The sequence below is a fragment of the uncultured Methanobrevibacter sp. genome, from assembly GCF_902769175.1.
Taxonomy (GTDB): domain Archaea; phylum Methanobacteriota; class Methanobacteria; order Methanobacteriales; family Methanobacteriaceae; genus Methanobrevibacter.
Map to the genome: position 1 here is coordinate 56,343 of NZ_CACXNW010000005.1, position 20,111 is coordinate 76,453.

At 29.8% G+C, this 20,111-nt stretch carries 16 protein-coding genes and 1 pseudogene; 11 read left to right on the top strand and 6 right to left on the bottom strand.

All coding sequences use genetic code 11. From position 1 onward, the window contains the following. Positions 1-181: 181 nt before the first annotated feature. The 5 genes from mcrA to hypA form a co-directional block, all read right to left on the bottom strand. Positions 182-1,840, bottom strand: coding sequence for a coenzyme-B sulfoethylthiotransferase subunit alpha (gene mcrA / locus QZV12_RS02635; RefSeq protein WP_295616856.1), 1,659 nt, complete (start codon positions 1,838-1,840; stop codon positions 182-184). A 17-nt stretch (positions 1,841-1,857) separates the two neighbouring features. Continuing rightward, positions 1,858-2,655 (bottom strand): coenzyme-B sulfoethylthiotransferase subunit gamma, encoded by a 798-nt coding sequence (gene mcrG / locus QZV12_RS02640; protein ID WP_295616770.1) that lies wholly within the window; start codon positions 2,653-2,655, stop codon positions 1,858-1,860. Between the two features lie 9 nt (positions 2,656-2,664). Next, complete coding sequence (mcrD, locus tag QZV12_RS02645; protein ID WP_366925526.1) at positions 2,665-3,312, bottom strand: methyl-coenzyme M reductase operon protein D; 648 nt, start codon at positions 3,310-3,312, stop codon at positions 2,665-2,667. A gap of 10 nt (positions 3,313-3,322) precedes the next feature. Beyond that, positions 3,323-4,654, bottom strand: coding sequence for a coenzyme-B sulfoethylthiotransferase subunit beta (mcrB, locus tag QZV12_RS02650; protein WP_295616772.1), 1,332 nt, complete (start codon positions 4,652-4,654; stop codon positions 3,323-3,325). A gap of 1,355 nt (positions 4,655-6,009) precedes the next feature. After that, entirely contained in the window at positions 6,010-6,375 is a 366-nt protein-coding gene (hypA, locus tag QZV12_RS02655; RefSeq protein ID WP_295616776.1) for a hydrogenase maturation nickel metallochaperone HypA, read from the bottom strand. 1,575 nt (positions 6,376-7,950) lie between these two features. On the opposite strand from hypA, the gene QZV12_RS02660 reads away from it, so the two are divergent. From QZV12_RS02660 to QZV12_RS02680, 5 genes are all read left to right on the top strand, one after another. Further along, on the top strand, positions 7,951-9,027 hold the full coding sequence (locus tag QZV12_RS02660) for a molybdopterin-dependent oxidoreductase (protein ID WP_295616780.1): 1,077 nt from the start codon (positions 7,951-7,953) through the stop codon (positions 9,025-9,027). Positions 9,028-9,040: 13 nt separating this feature from the next. Beyond that, positions 9,041-10,192: a Coenzyme F420 hydrogenase/dehydrogenase, beta subunit C-terminal domain gene (locus QZV12_RS02665; RefSeq protein WP_295616783.1), complete on the top strand. Its 1,152-nt coding sequence runs from the start codon at positions 9,041-9,043 to the stop codon at positions 10,190-10,192. 14 nt (positions 10,193-10,206) lie between these two features. Continuing rightward, on the top strand, positions 10,207-10,608 hold the full coding sequence (locus QZV12_RS02670) for a hydrogenase iron-sulfur subunit (RefSeq protein ID WP_295616786.1): 402 nt from the start codon (positions 10,207-10,209) through the stop codon (positions 10,606-10,608). Between the two features lie 839 nt (positions 10,609-11,447). Further along, positions 11,448-12,218 (top strand): SDR family NAD(P)-dependent oxidoreductase, encoded by a 771-nt coding sequence (locus QZV12_RS02675; RefSeq protein WP_295616790.1) that lies wholly within the window; start codon positions 11,448-11,450, stop codon positions 12,216-12,218. Between the two features lie 283 nt (positions 12,219-12,501). Further along, positions 12,502-13,284: a TMEM175 family protein gene (locus QZV12_RS02680; protein WP_295616793.1), complete on the top strand. Its 783-nt coding sequence runs from the start codon at positions 12,502-12,504 to the stop codon at positions 13,282-13,284. A gap of 186 nt (positions 13,285-13,470) precedes the next feature. Here QZV12_RS02680 and QZV12_RS02685 read toward each other — a convergent pair whose 3' ends face one another. Continuing rightward, entirely contained in the window at positions 13,471-14,103 is a 633-nt protein-coding gene (locus tag QZV12_RS02685; RefSeq protein WP_295616796.1) for a flavodoxin family protein, read from the bottom strand. A gap of 498 nt (positions 14,104-14,601) precedes the next feature. Between QZV12_RS02685 and mch the strand changes: the two genes are divergently transcribed. The 6 genes and pseudogenes from mch (at position 14,602) to QZV12_RS02710 (ending at position 20,053) form a co-directional block, all read left to right on the top strand. Then, entirely contained in the window at positions 14,602-15,567 is a 966-nt protein-coding gene (gene mch, locus QZV12_RS02690; RefSeq protein ID WP_295616799.1) for a methenyltetrahydromethanopterin cyclohydrolase, read from the top strand. 439 nt (positions 15,568-16,006) lie between these two features. Further along, positions 16,007-16,450: a GNAT family N-acetyltransferase gene (locus tag QZV12_RS02695; protein WP_295616802.1), complete on the top strand. Its 444-nt coding sequence runs from the start codon at positions 16,007-16,009 to the stop codon at positions 16,448-16,450. A 223-nt stretch (positions 16,451-16,673) separates the two neighbouring features. After that, positions 16,674-17,494: pseudogene (locus tag QZV12_RS02700) on the top strand (nicotianamine synthase family protein). Positions 17,495-18,005: 511 nt separating this feature from the next. After that, on the top strand, positions 18,006-19,406 hold the full coding sequence (locus QZV12_RS02705; protein ID WP_366925527.1) for a cation-translocating P-type ATPase: 1,401 nt from the start codon (positions 18,006-18,008) through the stop codon (positions 19,404-19,406). After that, positions 19,390-19,902 carry an HAD-IC family P-type ATPase gene (locus QZV12_RS13645; RefSeq protein ID WP_366925528.1) on the top strand — a complete coding sequence of 171 codons (513 nt, stop codon included), beginning with the start codon at positions 19,390-19,392 and terminating at the stop codon, positions 19,900-19,902. The genes QZV12_RS02705 and QZV12_RS13645 overlap by 17 nt, the downstream gene beginning before the upstream one ends. After that, complete coding sequence (locus QZV12_RS02710) at positions 19,892-20,053, top strand: hypothetical protein (RefSeq protein ID WP_366925529.1); 162 nt, start codon at positions 19,892-19,894, stop codon at positions 20,051-20,053. Before QZV12_RS13645 ends, QZV12_RS02710 begins: the two co-directional genes overlap by 11 nt. Positions 20,054-20,111 lie beyond the last annotated feature (58 nt).

Sequence of the window (20,111 nt, forward strand, 5' to 3'; positions counted from 1 at the left end):
GTTGATTCGTTTTTTCATGTTCTGTTTTTTATAAAATCTTATTTTTGCGATTTGCCTTTTAAATTCACTAATAAAAAAGAATTATATAAAATATTAAAAAATATTCAATAATTCTTTCTTTATTAGCAGTATTTTATAACCAAAGAATTCCTCAGTTTTTTTATATGATTTGGTATTTTGATTATTTTCCTGATGCCGGTAAAATAATGCTTCTTTCCCCATCTGCTTCGAATTCTCTTAATGCACCTTTAGCAATACATTTTCTTGGATGTTCAAAGTCGAAGGATAAGTTATTATCTGCAAATGCAATCTTGATTAATGGATTAACACAGAATGCATCTCCTCTTGCAGCATGAGGTGCTTGTGCAATTCCCGCATATTCCGGCTGGTGTCCTACATTCATAGCATAGTTAGGATAGTTCGGACCTCTCAATTCATGAATCAATCCTTCATCACTTCTAATTGACAATGAATTAGCTGCACCACATTGGTCCTGCAAGTCATAACCATAGAATCCTAATCTGCTGTGAGCTTCTTTATGTTCAATCATACTGAGATACCAACCATTCACTCCTGCATTTGAGTTTCCAGTTGCAAATGCTACAGAACATCCTGCAGCTGCGGAAATAACAGATGCTCTTTGTGAACCACCAAAGTGGTCTTCAAGCAATGTTGGAATTTCGTATTGTTCTAAACCATAAAGGGTAACTTCAGTAGCAATATCCTTTACATTGTCAAAGTTAGCTTCTGCTTGGCACATTCCATAATTTTCTTCTACATAATCTTTTCCATAGTAAATGAAGTCATCCAATATGTCATCAGTATATGTTGCACTTGCATATTGTGTAAATCCTACACCACCAGACATGTATGAACCTAACCACACTTGGTCGTATAAAGTAGCAGCTCCACCGATTACCTCTAAGGTAATTTCAGCAGGATCCTTACTGATTCTTGATGTTTGAATCATGTCAGCAAATATTCCGAATGGTACTCCTCCTGGTTCGTTAGCTCCTCTTGCACGTCTTGCTGGTAATATTGCAGCCATACCGATTACATCAGCGTGTTTTGCTGCATATGAAAAGTCTGCAATAGCAGCTTCCCCTGCACATAAACTATATGCAGTAATGAAACTCATACCAATTTGCATAGCAGACCATCTTGATACAGTACCTCCATCACAAGCTCTGACTACTAATGTAGGAACCCTACTGACTTGGTATGTTTTATTGCCTATATATTCCTTAAGCATTTCTGCCTGTTCTTCAGGGAACTCCTTATTGATATCAATCAATACTCTTTTGTCGAGTTCATCGGCCAATTCATCATTTCCAGTAAAGATTTTTGCATAACAGTCTGATGCAAGACTTGGGTGCACTTCTACCATATGCTCTTGAACTACTGCTCCTCCTGGAAGTGCATGGTTGATTGTTTCCATATATTCATTTATTGTTTCAGGAGTAACTTCTACACCAAGTCTTTCCTGCAATACAGAGTGTGCAGTGTCCATACCTACAATCACAGTTCTTTTAATGTCATCAACCAATTGTTGGATGGCAGCATTGTTACAAAAGTGCAAGTCATCCCCTTCAACATAATCATCAGTACCAGATATTTTATAACTCATCAATTGTCTTTGACCTAAAGGCACTCCAATATCTGGGTTATAGAACGGTAAATTATCTCTTTTTTTAGCTAATTTATTTGCAGCATCAAAGAATTCTCTTTTACGTGCAGATTGTTTCCACCCATCGAAACAGTAGAAACTGGTTTGTTGGTTTTCTTGGTCTTCACCTTTAAATTTTTGAGTTAAAGCATCTAGAAAACGTTTATTATCCAGTTTTTCTCCTTTAGTCATTAGTCATCACCTAATCTCTTTTTCAAATCGTCTTTAAATACATTCAAACCAAAACCTCCTTCAGTACGGGAAGTGTGGATATTCTCTATAACTTCGATAAGTTCTTTATCTGATCTTAAACCGATGTTATCCTCTCTGTAAATTGTAGTAATCTCCTTAAGATAGTCTTCAGGTAGTGGTTCTCCAACATCTACGCTTTCGTCAAGAAGACGACCTACTTGGTCTTTGATATAAGTTACATGACCAGTCTCTTCATCAAAAACATATCTTTGCAAACCATCAAACATTAAACCGTTTTCATCCAATCTTAATGAGTGTCCATGTACTGTTGCACCTCTCATACCTGATCTTGCAGGGTCGAATAGGTCGGTTTCCACTAATTCCTTGGAAATTTTTTCCAAGTCAGATTCCCTTATTTCAATAACTTGCCTTCCAGATAAGGTTCCAGTATCCACTCCCCTATATCTCCACATATAAGTTCTTGCCCTATCATATGGTTGGGAAGGAGCATTGTACATTGAATCTGCAAACTGAATATATCTTACACGTATTCCCTCTTTAGCTCCATGAATCGGTTCAACTAAATCTCTTACAGGGTCTTCGTTTAAATCCATTTCATCTAATGGGGGATGCACTTTTTTATAATCTTCTCCAGGAGTTCTATGGCCTAAAATTCTCACAAGTCCTTCATCTGAAATTTCTCTAATAACTTTTAATTGGTGATTGGGATTCATGTGTTTTCTTCTGTTTTCTGCAATTTTAGTTTCTCCAGGACAAAATTGAGCATTATATGTCATATTTTCACCTTAAATCATTTTTATTGTTTCAGAGCTTCGAGTACGTGAATCAACCATACCTATATATCTTTCATCTATCACATTTTCAAAGTTGGTTCCATATTTCAAATAATCACTTACTGTTATTTGAGTTTTAGTAAAAATACCAATTATTAAGATATATTTAAAGGATAAGGTTTCATCAAGTATTTTTTCGATGGATTCCATAATGTCATTCAATAATTTAACATTCACTGTTAAGATTATCTCTCCAATAAGCAGTCTCAAATCAATGTCTTGACCTTTAACATTAATTTTCTTTCTATATTGGTGGTTTACTGGTGTTCCTCTTGCAGGGCCATAGTAAACGGTTTTTGGTAGTGATGGTCCATGGACTATTCCTCTTATGATTCCATCAAGTTCAAAGATTTCATTTAATACTTTTTCAGATGTTTCTGGTTTTAAAAATCTGTATGGGACTATTTTTATATCAATAATTTCACATACTTCACCAGAATTCTCTTCACATTCTTCATTTTTAGTGTTGGCATCTCTTTTAATGCTAAGTTTATCTGTAGCTTTTATCCTTAACTTCACTTCATCATTAAGTTCTTCACTAATTTCTTCTGTAGAGATTTCATCTGCAGCATTAATGTTATTTTCTTTTTCAGCGCTCATAGTTTCCCCTTTAAATATTCTCTTTAATTTCCCCAGCACCTTCTGCTACAAATTTAATAGGCTCTCTTAATGTATCAATGGTACTGTATACTGTACCGATTAATGCAGAGGTTCTTTCTACTGAAAACATCTGAGTTCCTGCATCTAAACACATAGCAACTGCTGCACAAGGTATTGCATAACCTTTACTATGTCTTGTAACTACATGGTTTCCATGGAAAGTACCTGGTCCGCCACCTCCATAAATGGAGTGGGAGAAGAAACTAAATCCTACCCCTACACCTTCTACTCTACCATAATCTACGCCTGGGAGTCCAGTTTCATATTCTAAAATATCATTATAGTAAAGTACAGTTGATGCTACTGCTTGAGCCGCTCTTGCAGCACCACAGTTTACAATGTTAGCGGCTAATAATCCTGCAGCTGCATAAGCATTCCATAATGCCCAATCTACAGGTTCATACATGTCATATCCAGAATTCATTTTTTTGGCAACTCTAATGACTCCATCTTCAAGAGCTCTTCCTACAAGAGTTTGAATAACTGTACCTACACTTCCTTTACCATTTTCCTTAACTAATTCATAAACTAAATTATTTGCATTTAATCCTTGAAAAGCTAATCCTAATAAATGGCTACGTTCATAGGCTCCAGTTGCATCACCTGTTTCAAACATTGCAGTTTGTTCCATAATTGAAGATAATGCTGCAGCATTTAATGTGTTCTTATTGGTAATGGCAACTACATGGTTTGCCATAACGTTTCTAAGACCGTATCCTAATCCTTCAAAAAGTACTGGCGGCCCTAAGATTGCACTGATGTTAGCACCACTTAAATCCAGTGTTTGAGGATAGGCTCCCATGACTGCAGTTTTTACAGTTGATGCATCAAAAATGTTAACATTAAATGTATCAATAATTGATTGTGTAACTGCAGCTCCAGTTACCATGGAAGAAACAGTATAATCCCCTGCCATTGCAATCCTTTCTTTAGGCACTTGAACCAAAAGTTGGTTTCCGCCATTGATTAAGGAAACAGAAGTATCATCTTCATCACTAATTCTTACCATTTTTTTAATTTTTTCACCAATTATTTCAGCATTTTCTGTAATTGGTAAATCAAGTTCTCGTCCTGGGATAAATCTACCCTTTCCTCCTAATGCTCCTCTCTTAAGCCCTTTTTCAATCCCACTTAAATTCACTGCTACAGATCTTTTAATATTGTAAATAATATTTTCTATAGCAGGATTTCTCATAGGGCTTATTGCTTCCAATGGGACATCAGATTCTATTAAGTTACCATTAGGAGTATATAAATCTATTCTGTCATCATATATTGGCATTTTTGCACCTTTAAAATTCATATCAAATAAATTTTTAGAGAAAAATTTTAATTGAATATAGATATGAAAGTTCATTAAAGAGGTTAATGTGAATTTTTAGAAATATCCCTTTTGGAATGTCCTTGACATTTTTTGAAAAATTTCAATATTTTATTGATGTACTCTTTTGGAATGTCCTTGACATTATTTGAAAAATTTCAATTTTATATGGGGACATTCCCTTTGGAATATTTTTTAGTGAATTTTAATTTTGTCCTAATAAGTTTTTTTAAGTTTTATTAGGGTTTATATATGGTTCTCTTAGAAAAACAAATCAGAACCATTTTTTAAAAAGTGTTCTTTTTTGTATAACTACCATCTTTTATATTAGCCCTTTTTCAAATTTTAGTTACCATTGTGTTTAAGTGGCTTTTTTCCAATCAATGATCTTTTTAGTTTAGCTACCAATTGTGAATTTTTAAAAAGCCACTTTTAAGATTTCAATGAATTTCTCAAATCAGATATTCATTTAAAATTTCTCTAAATTATTTAATTTTTACATTTGACTTATGATAAAATAGAAATAATTAGAATATGGTGATAAAAAAATATTTAAATATTTTAGATGTTGATTAAAATATTTAATTCTAATAGTTTTAAAAAAGTCTATTGACTATTGTTATAATTATCTCATATTTTATTAAAATGTAAAAATTTTTTAAATAGTTTTCACTATTTAGATTATTTTTCATAAAAATAATCAAATTTCTATATTCAGTAATACTTATATAAATGTTTTTATTACTATATTTTTAATTATTTTTAAGTATTTTTTGTTTTTTTTAAATTTTATGAATTTTATTGTCTTTTTATATAAATTAGGATGTTTTTATCTTTTTTTGATTGTAATTATGATTATTTGAAGTTTTTTTTATTTTTTTTATATTTCTTCTATAATTTGGAATTCTTTTGATTTTTATTTATTTTTATTTTTTTTTCTAAAAATTATTTATAAATCTAAAAATTCTTTTAAAAACGTTTATTTTTTGGTTTTACCTTTTATAAGATAATTTTTTATCATTTAAGCAGTTTCTAAATCTTATTTAATTTTAGTAATACTTTTTTTCATATTTATAATACTAATTTTTTCTAAAAGAATTTTTTTATTTTTTCTAATTTTATTATTTTTGAAAAGAATTTTTAAATCGTAGGCTATTTTTTTGTGTCCTGTATTGAAAAAAATAAAAAATCCCTATTTCTTTAATGGTTTATTGTGAATTTTTGCTTTATGAATTTTGAATATTTAAAGCTTTTATTATTGTGGTGTAATATGGTTTATTGTGAAATTTAATGAATAACTTTTTTATTTTATTTCTCTATGGCTTTTCTATAGTTATATTCCCAATTTTTAAGTCATATCCAGACAATACATTTACTCTGGGACTGCCACAATTTGGGCATAAAGCCATTGGGGACATTTTATTATTGGCCTTATCTATTGATCCAATGTAACTACAATCGTTACATTTGATTTTGACTTCGGTTTCATTAATGATTAAATCTGCATTTTCTGCTATTGTGTTCTTTGATAAAACATCAAATATATATTTTATCTTATCTGTTGTCATAAGATTTAATTTTCCAACTTCGATATTGATTTCTGTGATGCTATTTGCATCATAGTCTTCTGCAGTTTCTAATGCAATGTTTAGAATACTTTGTACTACTGCGGAACTATGCATAACATAACCTCTTTTGATATTTATTAAGAGTGGAGATTAAATATAATGAATAATTTGATTATATTTTGATTTATTATGGAAATTCAAATCAAATCTACAAATCCTCAATTGAATCCTTAAAACATTCATACCTAAAATCATTAAATTAATTATTTTAAATATTGATTTATGCTGAAAATTTTATGGGTATAGCTGGCTATCACAAATTAAAAACTATATTTAAACTCATTTAAACTCTTTTACTTTTTTAACTCTATTCATTATATCCCAATAAGATATAAGCATATTCAACTTGCAATTGGTTGGCATTCCAAATACAAAAGACGATTATTCTAATAATAATCAAATATCTATTAATAGTAATACTTATATAAATGTTTTTATTACTAGTTTTTTTTTAATTTTTAATTTTTTTCTTTATTTTTATTGATAAACTCATTTATTTGCTTATTTATGCTAATAATAAATTGATTGTTGTTATTTTCTAATAAAAATTAATATAAAGATTTTTATTTTTTTCTAACAAATTTGTTAATTTGGTTTTTATAACTTTTTATATTATTTTGCTAATGAATTTTTATTATTTTTTTTAAAAAATCTATTATTTATTTTTTTTTTAAATTTTAAAAGATTAATATTTCTTGTTTCGACTCTACTTTAATTTAAGTCATTAAAAAATTTTGTAATACTTTTTTATTATATTTTATTACAAATATTTTATAAAATAATTTGTTCTGAAAAACTCATAAAATTCTTTTTTGAAATAATCTTTTACTTTTTGGGAATGATTAAAATGGTTGTGGTGGGAATGGTATTTTGAATTTTCTTTAAAATATTAATACAAATTTTATAAAAAGTATTATTTAATACAAATTTTATAAAAAGTATTATTTAATACAAATTTTAAAAAAAGTATTACTTATTTTTATCTTTAATTAAATGGCTTCTTATTTAAATAAAATGTTTATAAATCTTTTAGTTCTATAAAACAGTATTTAAATTAGTTTTTTCTTTAAAATAATCGATTCATTGGGTTTTTTTTTAATAAAATATTTTTTCACTAAAATTCTTTTATAATAAAATTATTACTTTTTCAAAATAAATGATATAAAGTTGCTTATATTAACTTTTACAACTTTTTATAAAGTTTAACATCATATTACTAAATATGGTTCTTTATTTTCAAGAAATATTAATTTTAAATAAATTAAATTTTGCTATTTTTTTACAAATGTTTATATGAGTATTACTAAATATATAAAAAGTGTGATTTTCTTATTTTAATCACATTTGCTTGTTTATTAAAATTTAAGTTTATTGTTATATTGTCCTTTATAATTGATTTTTCTATCCTTTATCGAGGTATAATTGCATTATAAATTGCTTATTTTAATAATTAAGTATTTAGAGGATAATTTCTTAATTTAGGTAATTTCCTAATTGAATCGTTTTGATGGGATAAAATGATTTTTCTAAATCAGATTCATTAGTCTTTCTAATGATCTCTTTTTTAAAATTTATTATTTTTCAAAATGATTTGATTATTTAAGAGAAAATTTTTGGAGATAGAATTTTATGTTAGACATAAAACATACAATATGTCCTTCATGTTCTGTAGGGTGTGGATTGAATATTGTTTCAAAAGATGGAGCAGTAGTTGGGACCTATCCGTACAAAAGGCATCCTATAAATGAAGGTAAAAATTGTTTAAACGGTCGAAATTCCATCTTGCAATTTGACAATCAAATTGAAAATCCTTCAATAGTGAAAAATGGCGAACTTGAGGAATCTGACTATGAAACTGTCTTTAAGCTCATTAAAGATCAGTTAGCTTCCATAGATGCAAGTGAATTAGCCATTATCTGTTCAGGCAACAGCACTAATGAAGAGCTTGATAGGATTAAGGAATTTGCTGATGGTTTTGGTTGTGAAAAAATAGGATTTTATGGATATAATTTCCCTAATTTCGCAGTTGATGTAGCAAGCTATGATGATATAGCAGGTGCAAAGACTATATTGGCTATAGGGGACATTTATAGAGAAAATCCTTTATTGGCTAGAAGAATAGTGTTGTCTAAAGAAAATGGGGCATGCCTCATTAATTTAGATGATGTGGAAAAATCAATTACTTCTTTGAATGCAGATGAATTCATTCAATTCGATGGTCATCTCGGTGATAAGATCGATGCTGTAAAAGGCAAGTTGGATGAAAATTCAATAATCATTGCAAACAAGGTCTGCTGCAAGGATGACTTTGCATTATTGGAATCCTTAGCTGGAGAAAATGGTGCAAAGCTATTGCCTGTATTCAATGCCCCTAACATGAAAGGTGCAATGAACAAATTGGATTCATGGGATGTTGAAGAAGTAAAGAACATTATTGGTGACTCTAAAGTCCTTATTGTCGTTAAGGATAATCCATTTGAGTATCTATCTAAAGATGACATAAAAGGAAAAGCTTTCATTGTAAATATTTCCAATGAAGACAATGCATTTGCAAAAATCTCAGATGTGATTCTTCCAGGTAAATCCTGGGGGGAAAAGGCAGGAACTTTCACTAACTGTGAAGGTTTGGAACAATCCTTTGACATATCTGCAGAAATTGAAAATGATAATTTAGGTGAAGTGGAAATATTAGATGAGCTTGCTTGATATCGGTGATAAAATGAGTGAAAAATTTATTCTTGCTAAAAGTAAAGCAAATGAAATAACTGATAGTGGAGCATGTGGAGGAGCAGTAAGTTCTATTTTCCAATATTTATTAGCTAATGAAATAGTTGATGGTGTATTGACTCTTAATAAGGGCGTTGATGTCTATGATGGTGTTCCAAGGCTTTTAACAAGTGCAGAAGAAGTCATTGAAACATGCGGTTCCTTGCATTGTGCACCTACAATGGTAAGTGACTTGATTTCTGATTTTTTAGCTGATGAAAAAATAGCTGTTGCTGTAAAGCCTTGTGATGCAAAGGCTATTAATGAATTGGTTAAAAGGCACAGAATTGATGGGGATAAGATCATCACTGTTGGATTGAACTGTGGTGGTACCGTAAGGCCTGAAGTTGCACAGGAAATGATAGAAAAATTCTATAATGTTGATTCTTCCAAGGTTGTCAAGGAAGAAATCGATAAAGGAAAATTCATCATCGAGCTTGATGATGGTGAAGAAATCGGAATCAAGATTGACGATTTAGAAGAGGAAGGTTACGGACGTCGTGACAACTGTCAAAGATGTGAACTAAAAGTTCCTCGTAATGCTGACATTGCATGTGGTAACTGGGGCAGTGAACCTGGTTGGACATTTGTTGAAATCAACAGCGAAAAAGGTCAGGAAATAATTGACGGAGCTATTGCTGAAGGCTTTATTGAAACTAAAGCACCTTCCCAAAAAGCTATGGAAATGAGGGACAAAGTTGAAAACATCATGATTAAGATGGGCAATAAAAATGTAGGCAAACAATTGGATGATGGCTTATCATTTGAAGAATGGGAAGCACAATGGAACAAGTGCATCAAATGTTTTGCTTGCCGTGATGTCTGCCCTATCTGTTGGTGTCATGAATGTGAACTTGAAAAGCCTTACTTTAAGGATGACCCTCAATCACCACCTGACCCATTAGGATTCCATGGTGTAAGATTGTCTCATATGAGTCCAAGCTGCATTAATTGTGGCCAATGTGATGACGTATGTCCAATGGAAATTCCAGTGTCCAAGATATTCCATAAACTTCAAAAGAAATACGAAGTTCATACTGGATATGTAGCTGGTATTGGTGATGAAAAACCTCCATTATACAGTCCAATGAAAGAAGACTTTTAAAGGGAGTTGATCTTATGGCAGAAGATGTTAAAATAGTAGGTTTTTGTTGTAACTGGTGTTGTTATGGCGGTGCGGATACTGCAGGAACTGCACGTATGCAATATCCTCCTAATGTCAGAATCATAAGGGTTATGTGTTCTGGCAGAATCAATCCTTCTATGGTATTCAAAGCATTTAAGGAAGGTGCTGATGGAGTATTTGTAGGAGGCTGTCACATTGGTGACTGTCACTATGATGCAGGTAACTACAAATGGAATAGAAGGGCACTGATGACTAAGGACATCATAGAGGAATTTGGAATTGACAAGGAAAGATTCAGATTTGAATGGATTTCAGCATCTGAAGGGGAAAAATTCCAAAGGACTATGAAGGAGTTTCATAATACAATTAGTCAACTCGGACCAAGAAACAAATAATTAGACTGTTGAACGATAATAATTAAATAAAATGTTAAAAAATAGATTTTTATTAATTGTATTTCAAAGATAAAAAAAGCTATCTATACTTCTAAAGGAAGTCTAGTGCTTAAAAAAAGTAAAACCATATTGTTTTATCTAATTCCAAAACAAACAAAACATTAAAAAGTTTTTATTCTCGAAATTCAGACAAAAAAAGAAGATTTAATCATCAAATCAAATCAATAAATTTAAATTAATTTCCAAATCAAATCAATCTATATTACTCCCCAGTAATATTTAAAAATTTAATTTAAATAGATTAAACCTTCTCATATCTCAATTAAAATTAATAGCTCATAATTAAGTCTATATTTTGAATTAATTCATTTTTAGGCTTAATTATTAATTTTAATTGGAAATGTGAATTTTATTAACAGATAATTTTAATTTTTTTTTTAAAAAAATCTTATTCTATAATAATACTTTTATAATCCTTTGTTATTAAGTTTTTTCATATTTTTCCAGTTTTAGTAATACTTTTTTTAAAAATTGTATTATTTTGATTTATTTGGTGTTTTATTTTAAAGGAACTTTTTTATAAGTTTCAAATGGATGGTATTTAATTTTAAAAATTAGGGGCTGTTGAAAACATTTTTTAAAATTTTATTTTAAATCTTTTTAACAGTAATTTTTAAAAATTTTTATATAGATTATAGGATTTCAACAAAGCCAAAAATTAAACATTTTTCAATATTTTGCCTATTTTTTAAAATACTTTACATATTTAAGTATAATTTTATATAAGGTTTTTAATATATTTTTCATTACAGACTATTTAAATAGTTGCAGGTGATATTATGAAAAATTATTTCGATATCAAGGATAGAATAGCAGTAATAACCGGTGGATCTTCAGGTTTAGGTGTGCAAATTGCAAAGGCTTTTGCAAGCCAAGGGGTTAAACTTGCATTATTTGCTAGACGTGAAGACAAATTGAAAGCTGTTGCAGAAGAAATTGCAGATGAATTCGGTGTAGAAGTCATGTATGCAGTAACTGACGTAACTGACTATGACAATGTGGAAGAATCTGTACAAAAGGTTATAGATAAATTCGGAAGAATTGACATTTTAGTAAACAGTGCTGGTGTCGGACATATGAAGCCTGCTCTTGAACAAACAATCGAAGAATGGGACAAACATTTGAAAATCGATTTAAGTGGTGTTTACTATGCTTCAAGAGCTGTTGGAAAATTCATGGTTGAACAAAAATACGGTAAGATCATTAATTTAGGTTCAATCCACTCTAGAGTATCCATTGCAGGTGGAGGAGTAAGCGTTTACACTTCTTCAAAAGGTGGAGTAAAAAATCTCACCCAAGACTTAGCTGTTGAATGGGCTCCATACAACATTACTGTTAATGCAATTGGTCCAGCATACTTCGCATCTGAAATGACTGCAGAAGTAATTGACTCACCTGAATTTGCACCTGTAATCCAAGCATACTGCCCAATGGGAAGAGTAGGTGCTCCTGGTGAATTAGATGGTATTGCAATTTACTTGGCATCAGATGCTTCAAGCTTCTGTACAGGTCAATTAATCTGCATTGATGGTGGTTGGACTTCAATTTAGATAAGATTTTTTCTTATCTACTTCTTTTTTTTTAAATCTCTAATTTTTTCTGATAAATTATATTTTTAAGTTCATAGAATAAAGATGTGTCTGGATGATTTATATTTTTAAGTTCATTGAATAAAGATATATTTGAATGGATCAAAGTTTTAAGTTCATTGAATAAAGATATATTTGAATGGATCAAAGTTTTAAGTTCATTGAATAAAGATATATTTGAATGAATTAAAGTTTTAAGTTCATAGAAAAAAGAATATATAGCATAAAAGATTTATTAATAATTATGCCATTAAAAAAAACTTTTTCTAATAATATTAAAGACAGGCATATGGCTGTAACTGATGGTGTATTTGCAATTGCAATGACCATTCTTGTTTTGGAAATTGCGGTTCCAACTGTTGCAGAAATACAGTCAGGTGCTAATTTAACTGATTACTTAATATCCTATTTAGGTCCTTCAGTCTTAATTTATTTCATCAGTTTTTATTTGGTGTATAATTTTTGGGAAACCGATGTGATTCTTTTCAATTTTAAAAGGATTAAACATTCCGTAATGATTTTAAACATGTTTACATTGGCAAGCGTATGTTTAATACCTTTTGCAACTGGTTTTCTATTCCAATTCTATAAGTTTACTGAAGTCAACATTTTATTTTCATTGTTAATATTAATTATAAGCATATTGTATCTTTTAATGTTCATACTGCTAATCAGGGATAACTTCAGCGATTATTTTGATAAAAAAGAGGAAATCAAGTCTACCGTTAAGGAATCATATGACAGTTTAGATGATGGTAGGGAATTTGACAATTTGAGGTTATATTTTAAGGGAACTATACTAACCCTATTTTATATAATATTAGGCCCTATCCTTATTTCCATCATATCCCTTTTGTTGGCATTTGTTTCACCTGTATTAAGCGTAATGTCATTTCTATTTAATTTAATAGTAAGATTTTTAGTCCTAAGGAGACGTGAGAAAAAGAGCGATTTCGAAAATTTTGAATTGAATGACAGTGAGAATGAACTTATTGAGGATATTAAAAAAAGTCTTTATGGTGAATAGGATTTCACCATATTATTAAATTTTTGCTTTTTTTGCTTTTTTTGTTAGCTTTGGAATTTCAATCAAGAATTATGGTTTTCAAATTCATGATTAAAATTTTTTGCTTTTTTTTGTTTGCTTTGGAATTTCAATCAAGAATTATGGTTTTCAAGGTCATGATTAAAATCCTTGGAAAGATTTGATAAACTACAATACCAATTCCTTTCCTTTTTCAAAAGCGGCTTTTCTTTCTTTTGGGAAAACCTTTTCGTGTCTTTCGTATCTTTCTTCAGCATTGAAGAACCATGGCCAATCTGTTTTGCTGTAATCCTTAAGCTGAAGTGTCTCACCTGATACAAAGACTTCAGTTGGTCCTACAAAACCGTTAAAGACATTTTTATAATTATTAAGTAATTCTTCATACATTGTATCTGGTGCATTGCTTGTCATTATGAGCAATGTTGGAATTGGATTTTCATTGCAGCATGGTGTCTCAGAATTGTATGTTAAGTTTTGGAATATCAATCTTTCATAAAGGGCTCTGAATGATGATGTAAGTTCACCTAAATAGTTTGGAGATCCGATAATCAATCCATCAGCTTCACGGATTGCATCCAAAACTTCTGTCAACCCATCTTTACGTATGCATTGTCCTTTATATTTATTTTTTTTACATCCAAAACAGGAAATGCAACCTGTGTATTTCTCCAGTCTGAACAAATTGAATTTCTGAACTTCTGCTCCAGCAGATTCAGCACCGCTTATAGTTTCATCAATTAAAGTGTCAGTATTCCATCCTTTCCTTGGTCCTGCATTAACTGCTATTATTTTTTTAACCATTTTTATCTCCTTTTAAAATTTGTAAGAATTGATTATGCGTATTAATTTTCTTTTAATATTTGTAAGAATTGATTATGCGTATTAATTTTCTTTTAATATTTGTAAGAATTGATTATGCGTATTAATTTTCTTTTAAAATTTGTAAAAAACTTATTACTGGTATGAATTTTATTTTAAGTATATAAAAATTTCTTATATGTATTAATTTTTATTATTTATTTAATTTAACGATTATTATTTTCTTTAATTTCATTATTGTTATTTTGCTTAATTTTCAATTTTTGTGATTTTTTTATAATTCCTAATTTCAATTTTTTCGGATATTTTTTAAAATAACCCTTTGATACTGTAATAAATTTATAAAATTTTAAATAGTTAGTTATTTATAATTATAATTATAATATTTTATTCATTTTTAATAATAATTCAATTTAATCAATTTAATTATTTTTATTTGAATAAATTAATTTACAAATGTATTTTAATTGAGGTTAAAATATGGTTAGTGTTAATTTAGAAGCTAAAAAAACTGTAGATGTAATGATTGAAAAAGCTAACGACCTTAACATTGCTGTTTCCAAATTAGGAAACGGTGCAACTGTAATTGACTGTGGTGTAAATGTTGAAGGTAGTTTCAAAGCAGGTGAATTATATACTAAAGTATGTCTTGGAGGATTAGCTGACGTAGGCATTTCCATTCCTGGAGACTTATCTGAAAAATTCGTATTGCCTTCTGTAAAAATAAAAACTGACTTCCCAGCTATTTCCACCTTAGGTGCACAAAAAGCAGGTTGGTCTGTAAGTGTCGGAGAATTCTTTGCATTAGGTTCCGGTCCTGCTAGAGCATTATCCTTAAAACCAGCTGAAACCTATGAAGAAATTGATTACAAAGATGAAGCTGATATCGCAATCTTAACTTTAGAAGCTGATGTATTACCTGGTGAAGATGTAGCACAATACATTGCAGATGAATGTGGTGTAGATGTAGCAAATGTATTCTTGCTTGTAGCTCCTACAGCTTCCTTAGTTGGATCTATCCAAATTGCAGGAAGAGTTGTAGAAAACGGTACCTACAAAATGTTAGAATTCTTAAAATTCGATGTTAAGAAAGTTGTACATGCAGTAGGTATTGCACCAATCGCTCCTATCGACCCAGATGGATTAAAAGCTATGGGTAAAACCAATGATGCAGTTTTATTCGGTGGAAGAACCTACTACTATGTCAAATCTGAAGAAGGAGACGACATTGCAGCAGTTGCAGCACAATTACCATCTTCTGCAGCTGATGGTTATGGTAAACCATTCTTTGACGTATTTAAAGATGCTGGATTTGACTTCTACCAAATCGACAAAGGAATGTTTGCACCAGCTGAAGTTGTTATCAACGATTTAACCACTGGTAAATTATACAAAGAAGGATTTGTAAACGCTGAATTACTTAAAAAATCCTTTGGTATAGAATAAGTTTAGTGCTTATTTTAGGTTTTTTAAATAGCTATTTTAGCTATTTTCTTTTTCTTTTTTCTTATTTTTATTCTTATTATTTTTATTTGTCTTGTCTATTTCTTGTTTTTAATTATTTTTTTTTTTTATTGATTTTAGGTATTACTATTTTGCCTATTTTTGCTTATTTTGTAATACTGATAATTATTACTATTTAGAATTGATTGTTATTACTTAGTATTTAAATAAATCTTATTTTAGTAATAATTATTACTTTTTAGCTTAAAATAAGCTATAATTATTACTTTTTTTTTTAGAAATATTTTTATATGTCAAATAATAATTATTAAATGTAAAGTATTAATATAATATTTTTTTTATATTAGGTATTACTTTTGGATTGTTTTGAAAAAATTTTGCGACATAATTTTTGTATTTAAAAAATAATTCAAGGGATAAAATGAATTTTTCTATTAAAGAGCTCTCTGATGATTGTGATACTAAAATAAAAGTTAGAAATTTTTTATTTGCTCAAATAAAATCTGAATATAGATATGGATATATTCCATCTTGGCATAAGGATATAATTGATTTGAATAAGTATTACATCGATTGCAAAAAGAACAGTCTATTTTATATTGAAGATGAGGATACTGGACGAATCGTTGCAACCATTGCCGTTAGGGCATATGATAAGAATTTTATGGAATTCGAGAATCTATATAGCCAAGACTCTACAGCAAGCATTTGGAGATTGTTTGTAGATAAGTATTACAGACGTTGCGGTTTGGCAACACAGCTATATGGTATCGTTGAGAAGTTCTGCATAGAAAACAATTTTAATGAAATATATTTGCATACTCATAAAAACCTTGAGGCAGGATTTAGCTTTTGGAAAAAGTAGGTTTTGAAATTACATTGGATACACATAATAATCTTCAAACTGTTCATATGGTAAAGAGTCTATGCAGTAAATAAATATTTAATTTTTGAATGTAATCTAATTTTATATCTTTATATATAATAAACTATAAAATAATAGATTATAGATATTTTATACTTAAACAAGTTAAATTTAAAATTTTTAACTTAATATTCTATTTTTAATAAACTTTTTATGTGATAAGATGAGTTGTTATAAATATTGGGGTACAATAGAAGAGATTGCAAATAAACTTTCAAACTATGGAGATTAGACCAAGAAGGCATTTCCGCATTGGATGGCACTGACATTGATGAAATTACAAAAATATTAGATGAAATTGAAGTTATTGCTCATGACAAGGAAATTGATTTTGACTCTGCTAAGCATATTCTTGATGATGAGAAAATGAATAGGGCTTTGCAGTTGATCCGTAAGTTTTATGTTTATATTGGTGCAAGATTAGAATGTGAAAATGCTTTAAAAATATTGGAATCTGATGATCCTAAAGCTGTTTTGGATTCATTCCATTTCTATGACAGATACATTGGCCTTATTGAAAATGAAAGGCAATTGGCTAAGTTCAATGAAAGCAAAACCTTTGTATTTTTAGGAAGCGGTCCTTTGCCTTTAACTATTATAATGTTTAATATGGTAACTGGATGCAAATGTATTGGTATTGAACAGGATCCTGAAGTTGCTGAATTGTCAAGAAAAGTTTTAAAACGTTTAGAACTTGATGAAGGCATTGAAATTGTTACAGGTAATGAAAAGACCATTGCAGACTTAGATTATGATATATTGATGATTGCAGCTTTTGCTGAACCTAAAGACAGAGTATTTGCAAATGTTTGGGATGTTGTAGATGAAAAGACTCCTGTTCTTTACAGAACATATACTGGTATGAGAGCTATTCTTTACTCTCCAGTAACTGCAAAGGATACAAGAGGATTCCATCAGGAAGTTATGTTGCTTCCTAAAGGAAAAACAAATAACACTTCTGTTTTAATTAGGAAAATTATATAATAAAGAGTTATTATTTGAATTTTAACTCTTTTTTTATTATTTTTTTTATTATTTTTTTATTATTTTCTTTTAGATGAATTTTTTCTAATTCTTTTTTTATTATTTTTTCTTGCTTTTCTTTTTTTTTGGGATGGTGTTTTTTTTCTAGTTCTTTTTTTATTATTTTTTTAAATTTGTATTATCTTTTTTCTTATTTTTATTAATTTTTTATTATTTTTTAAATTTTTCATTAATTTTCAATGTTTATATTAATGATTTTTATATGAATTTCATAAAAAGTAATACTTTTTACCCTAAAATCAACAAAAAAGTAATACTTTTTCATAATTTTTTTATAAATTTTTCTAAAAGTAATACTTTTTACCTTAAAATTTACAAAAAAGTAATAATATTTATGTATCTTATCACATATATTAGTAGTAATTATTACTAAATATGAAAAAAAGTAGAAAAAAGTAATACTTTTTAATTTAGATAAAAATTTTAAAAAATTATTAAAGAAGGTGTCTATATGATTGATGAAATAATTGATTTCTTATTTGGTTTAAAAATGACCATTATTTCAGCTATATTTCTTATCATTGCTGTTATCTTCATGATTCTTGGAATTGACACTCCAATTTACCTAAACCCTGCATGCGGAGCAGTAATAATAAGCGGTATTCCAATGTTGCTATTGGCATTGACCAGATTGATCCGTGAAAAATGGATTTCCTCTGCACTCCTTATTGCAATCGCTATGGTTGCATCACTACTCATTGGAGAAATATTTGCAGCAGGTGAAGTTGCATGGATTATGGCCTTAGGTGCTCTTTTAGAGGATTGGACTGTGGAAAGAGCTAAAAAAGGTTTGAGAAATCTTATTAACTTAACTCCTGAGACAGGTAGAAGAATTGTTGATGGCAAGGAAGAAATGATTTCCGTTGATGAAATTAAAATCGGCGATACTTTGAGAATTCTTCCTGGTGAAAGCGTACCTGTTGACGGTGAAATAATTAAGGGCACATCATCTCTTAATCAGTCAATCATGACTGGTGAATCATTGCCTATTGATAAGGATGTTGGAGATGAGGTGTTCTGTGGTACCATGAATTTGTATGGTGCAATTGACATTAAGGCAACCAGTTTAGGTGAAAACTCTTCACTTCAAAAATTGATTGACCTTGTAAAGGCTGCTGATGAAAAGCAAGCACCTACCCAAAGGATAGCAGATAAATGGGCTACCTGGCTAGTTCCAGTTGCATTGATTGTTGCAATTGCTGCATGGCTGATAACTGGAAATATCGAAAGGGGAGTGACAGTTCTTGTTGTATTCTGCCCATGTGCTTTGATACTTGCTACACCAACTGCAATCATGGCAGCTATTGGTCAAGCAACAAAATATGGTGTGCTGATTAAATCTGGTGAAGCATTAGAGACATTAGGCGGATTGAATACATTGGTATTTGATAAAACCGGTACATTGACTTATGGTAATTTTGCAGTTTCAGATATTATCTCCTTAAAGGATGATTTAGATGAAATGGATGTTTTAAAAGCTGTTGCTTCATGTGAGAAATTAAGTGAACATCCATTGGCTAAAGCTATTGTGGATAAGGCAAAAGAAGCTGATATTGATATTGAAGAGCCACAAGACTTTAACATGTATCCTGGAAAAGGGGTATGCTGTAAAAATTCTTATGGTCAGGTATATGCAGGAAACTCCAAATTTCTATCTGAAAAAAATATTGATGTAAATGTTGATGCTGAGTTAAATCAGTTAAAGCATGAAGGAAAAGCTTCAATTATTGTTGCATTGAATGATGCTGTAATAGGTTTAATAGGATTATCTGATGTAATACGTGAGGATTCTAAAGGCATGATTGATAGTTTGCATGAATTAGGAACCGAAACAATTGCTTACAGGGGATAATACTGAAACTGCTAATTATTTTGCTTCCCAAGTTGGAATTGGAAAGGTATATGGTAATTTGCTTCCTCAAGAAAAGCTGGATTGGATTGAAAAGCTTAAAAGTGAAGGCAAGAAAGTCTGTATGATTGGAGATGGTGTAAATGATGCACCTGCACTTAAGACAGCTGATGTAAGGGTGGCAATGGGTTCAGTTGGAAGTGATGTTGCAATTGAAGCAGCAGACATAGCCCTTTTAGGTGATGACATAGGCAAGATTCCTTATCTTAAAAAGCTTTCAAATTCAACTTTATTCACAATAAAGGCAAACATCATTATCTCTATGGCAATCAATGCAGCAGCTATTGTATGTTCAGTTTTAGGACTTTTAAATCCGGTAACTGGAGCTATAGTTCACAATGCAGGATCATGTCTTGTTGTATTGAATGCAGCATTGCTTTATGACAGAAAATTCGACGATTCAATTAAAAAAAATCGATACAGAAAATGTGGAACATAGCCCTTATCATTTCCATAATGATGGAGAGCATTCACATTCCCATGAGGGACTAAAGATATTTGATGAAATCAAAACAGATAATGGAACAAAGCATATGCATGCTCATAAGCATGCTTTAAATAGGCAAAGTTGTGAAGCATATCGCAATTAGTCTTTCATTTTTAATTTTTTAGTAAATTTTAATTTTTTATTTTTTTATTTTCAGCTAT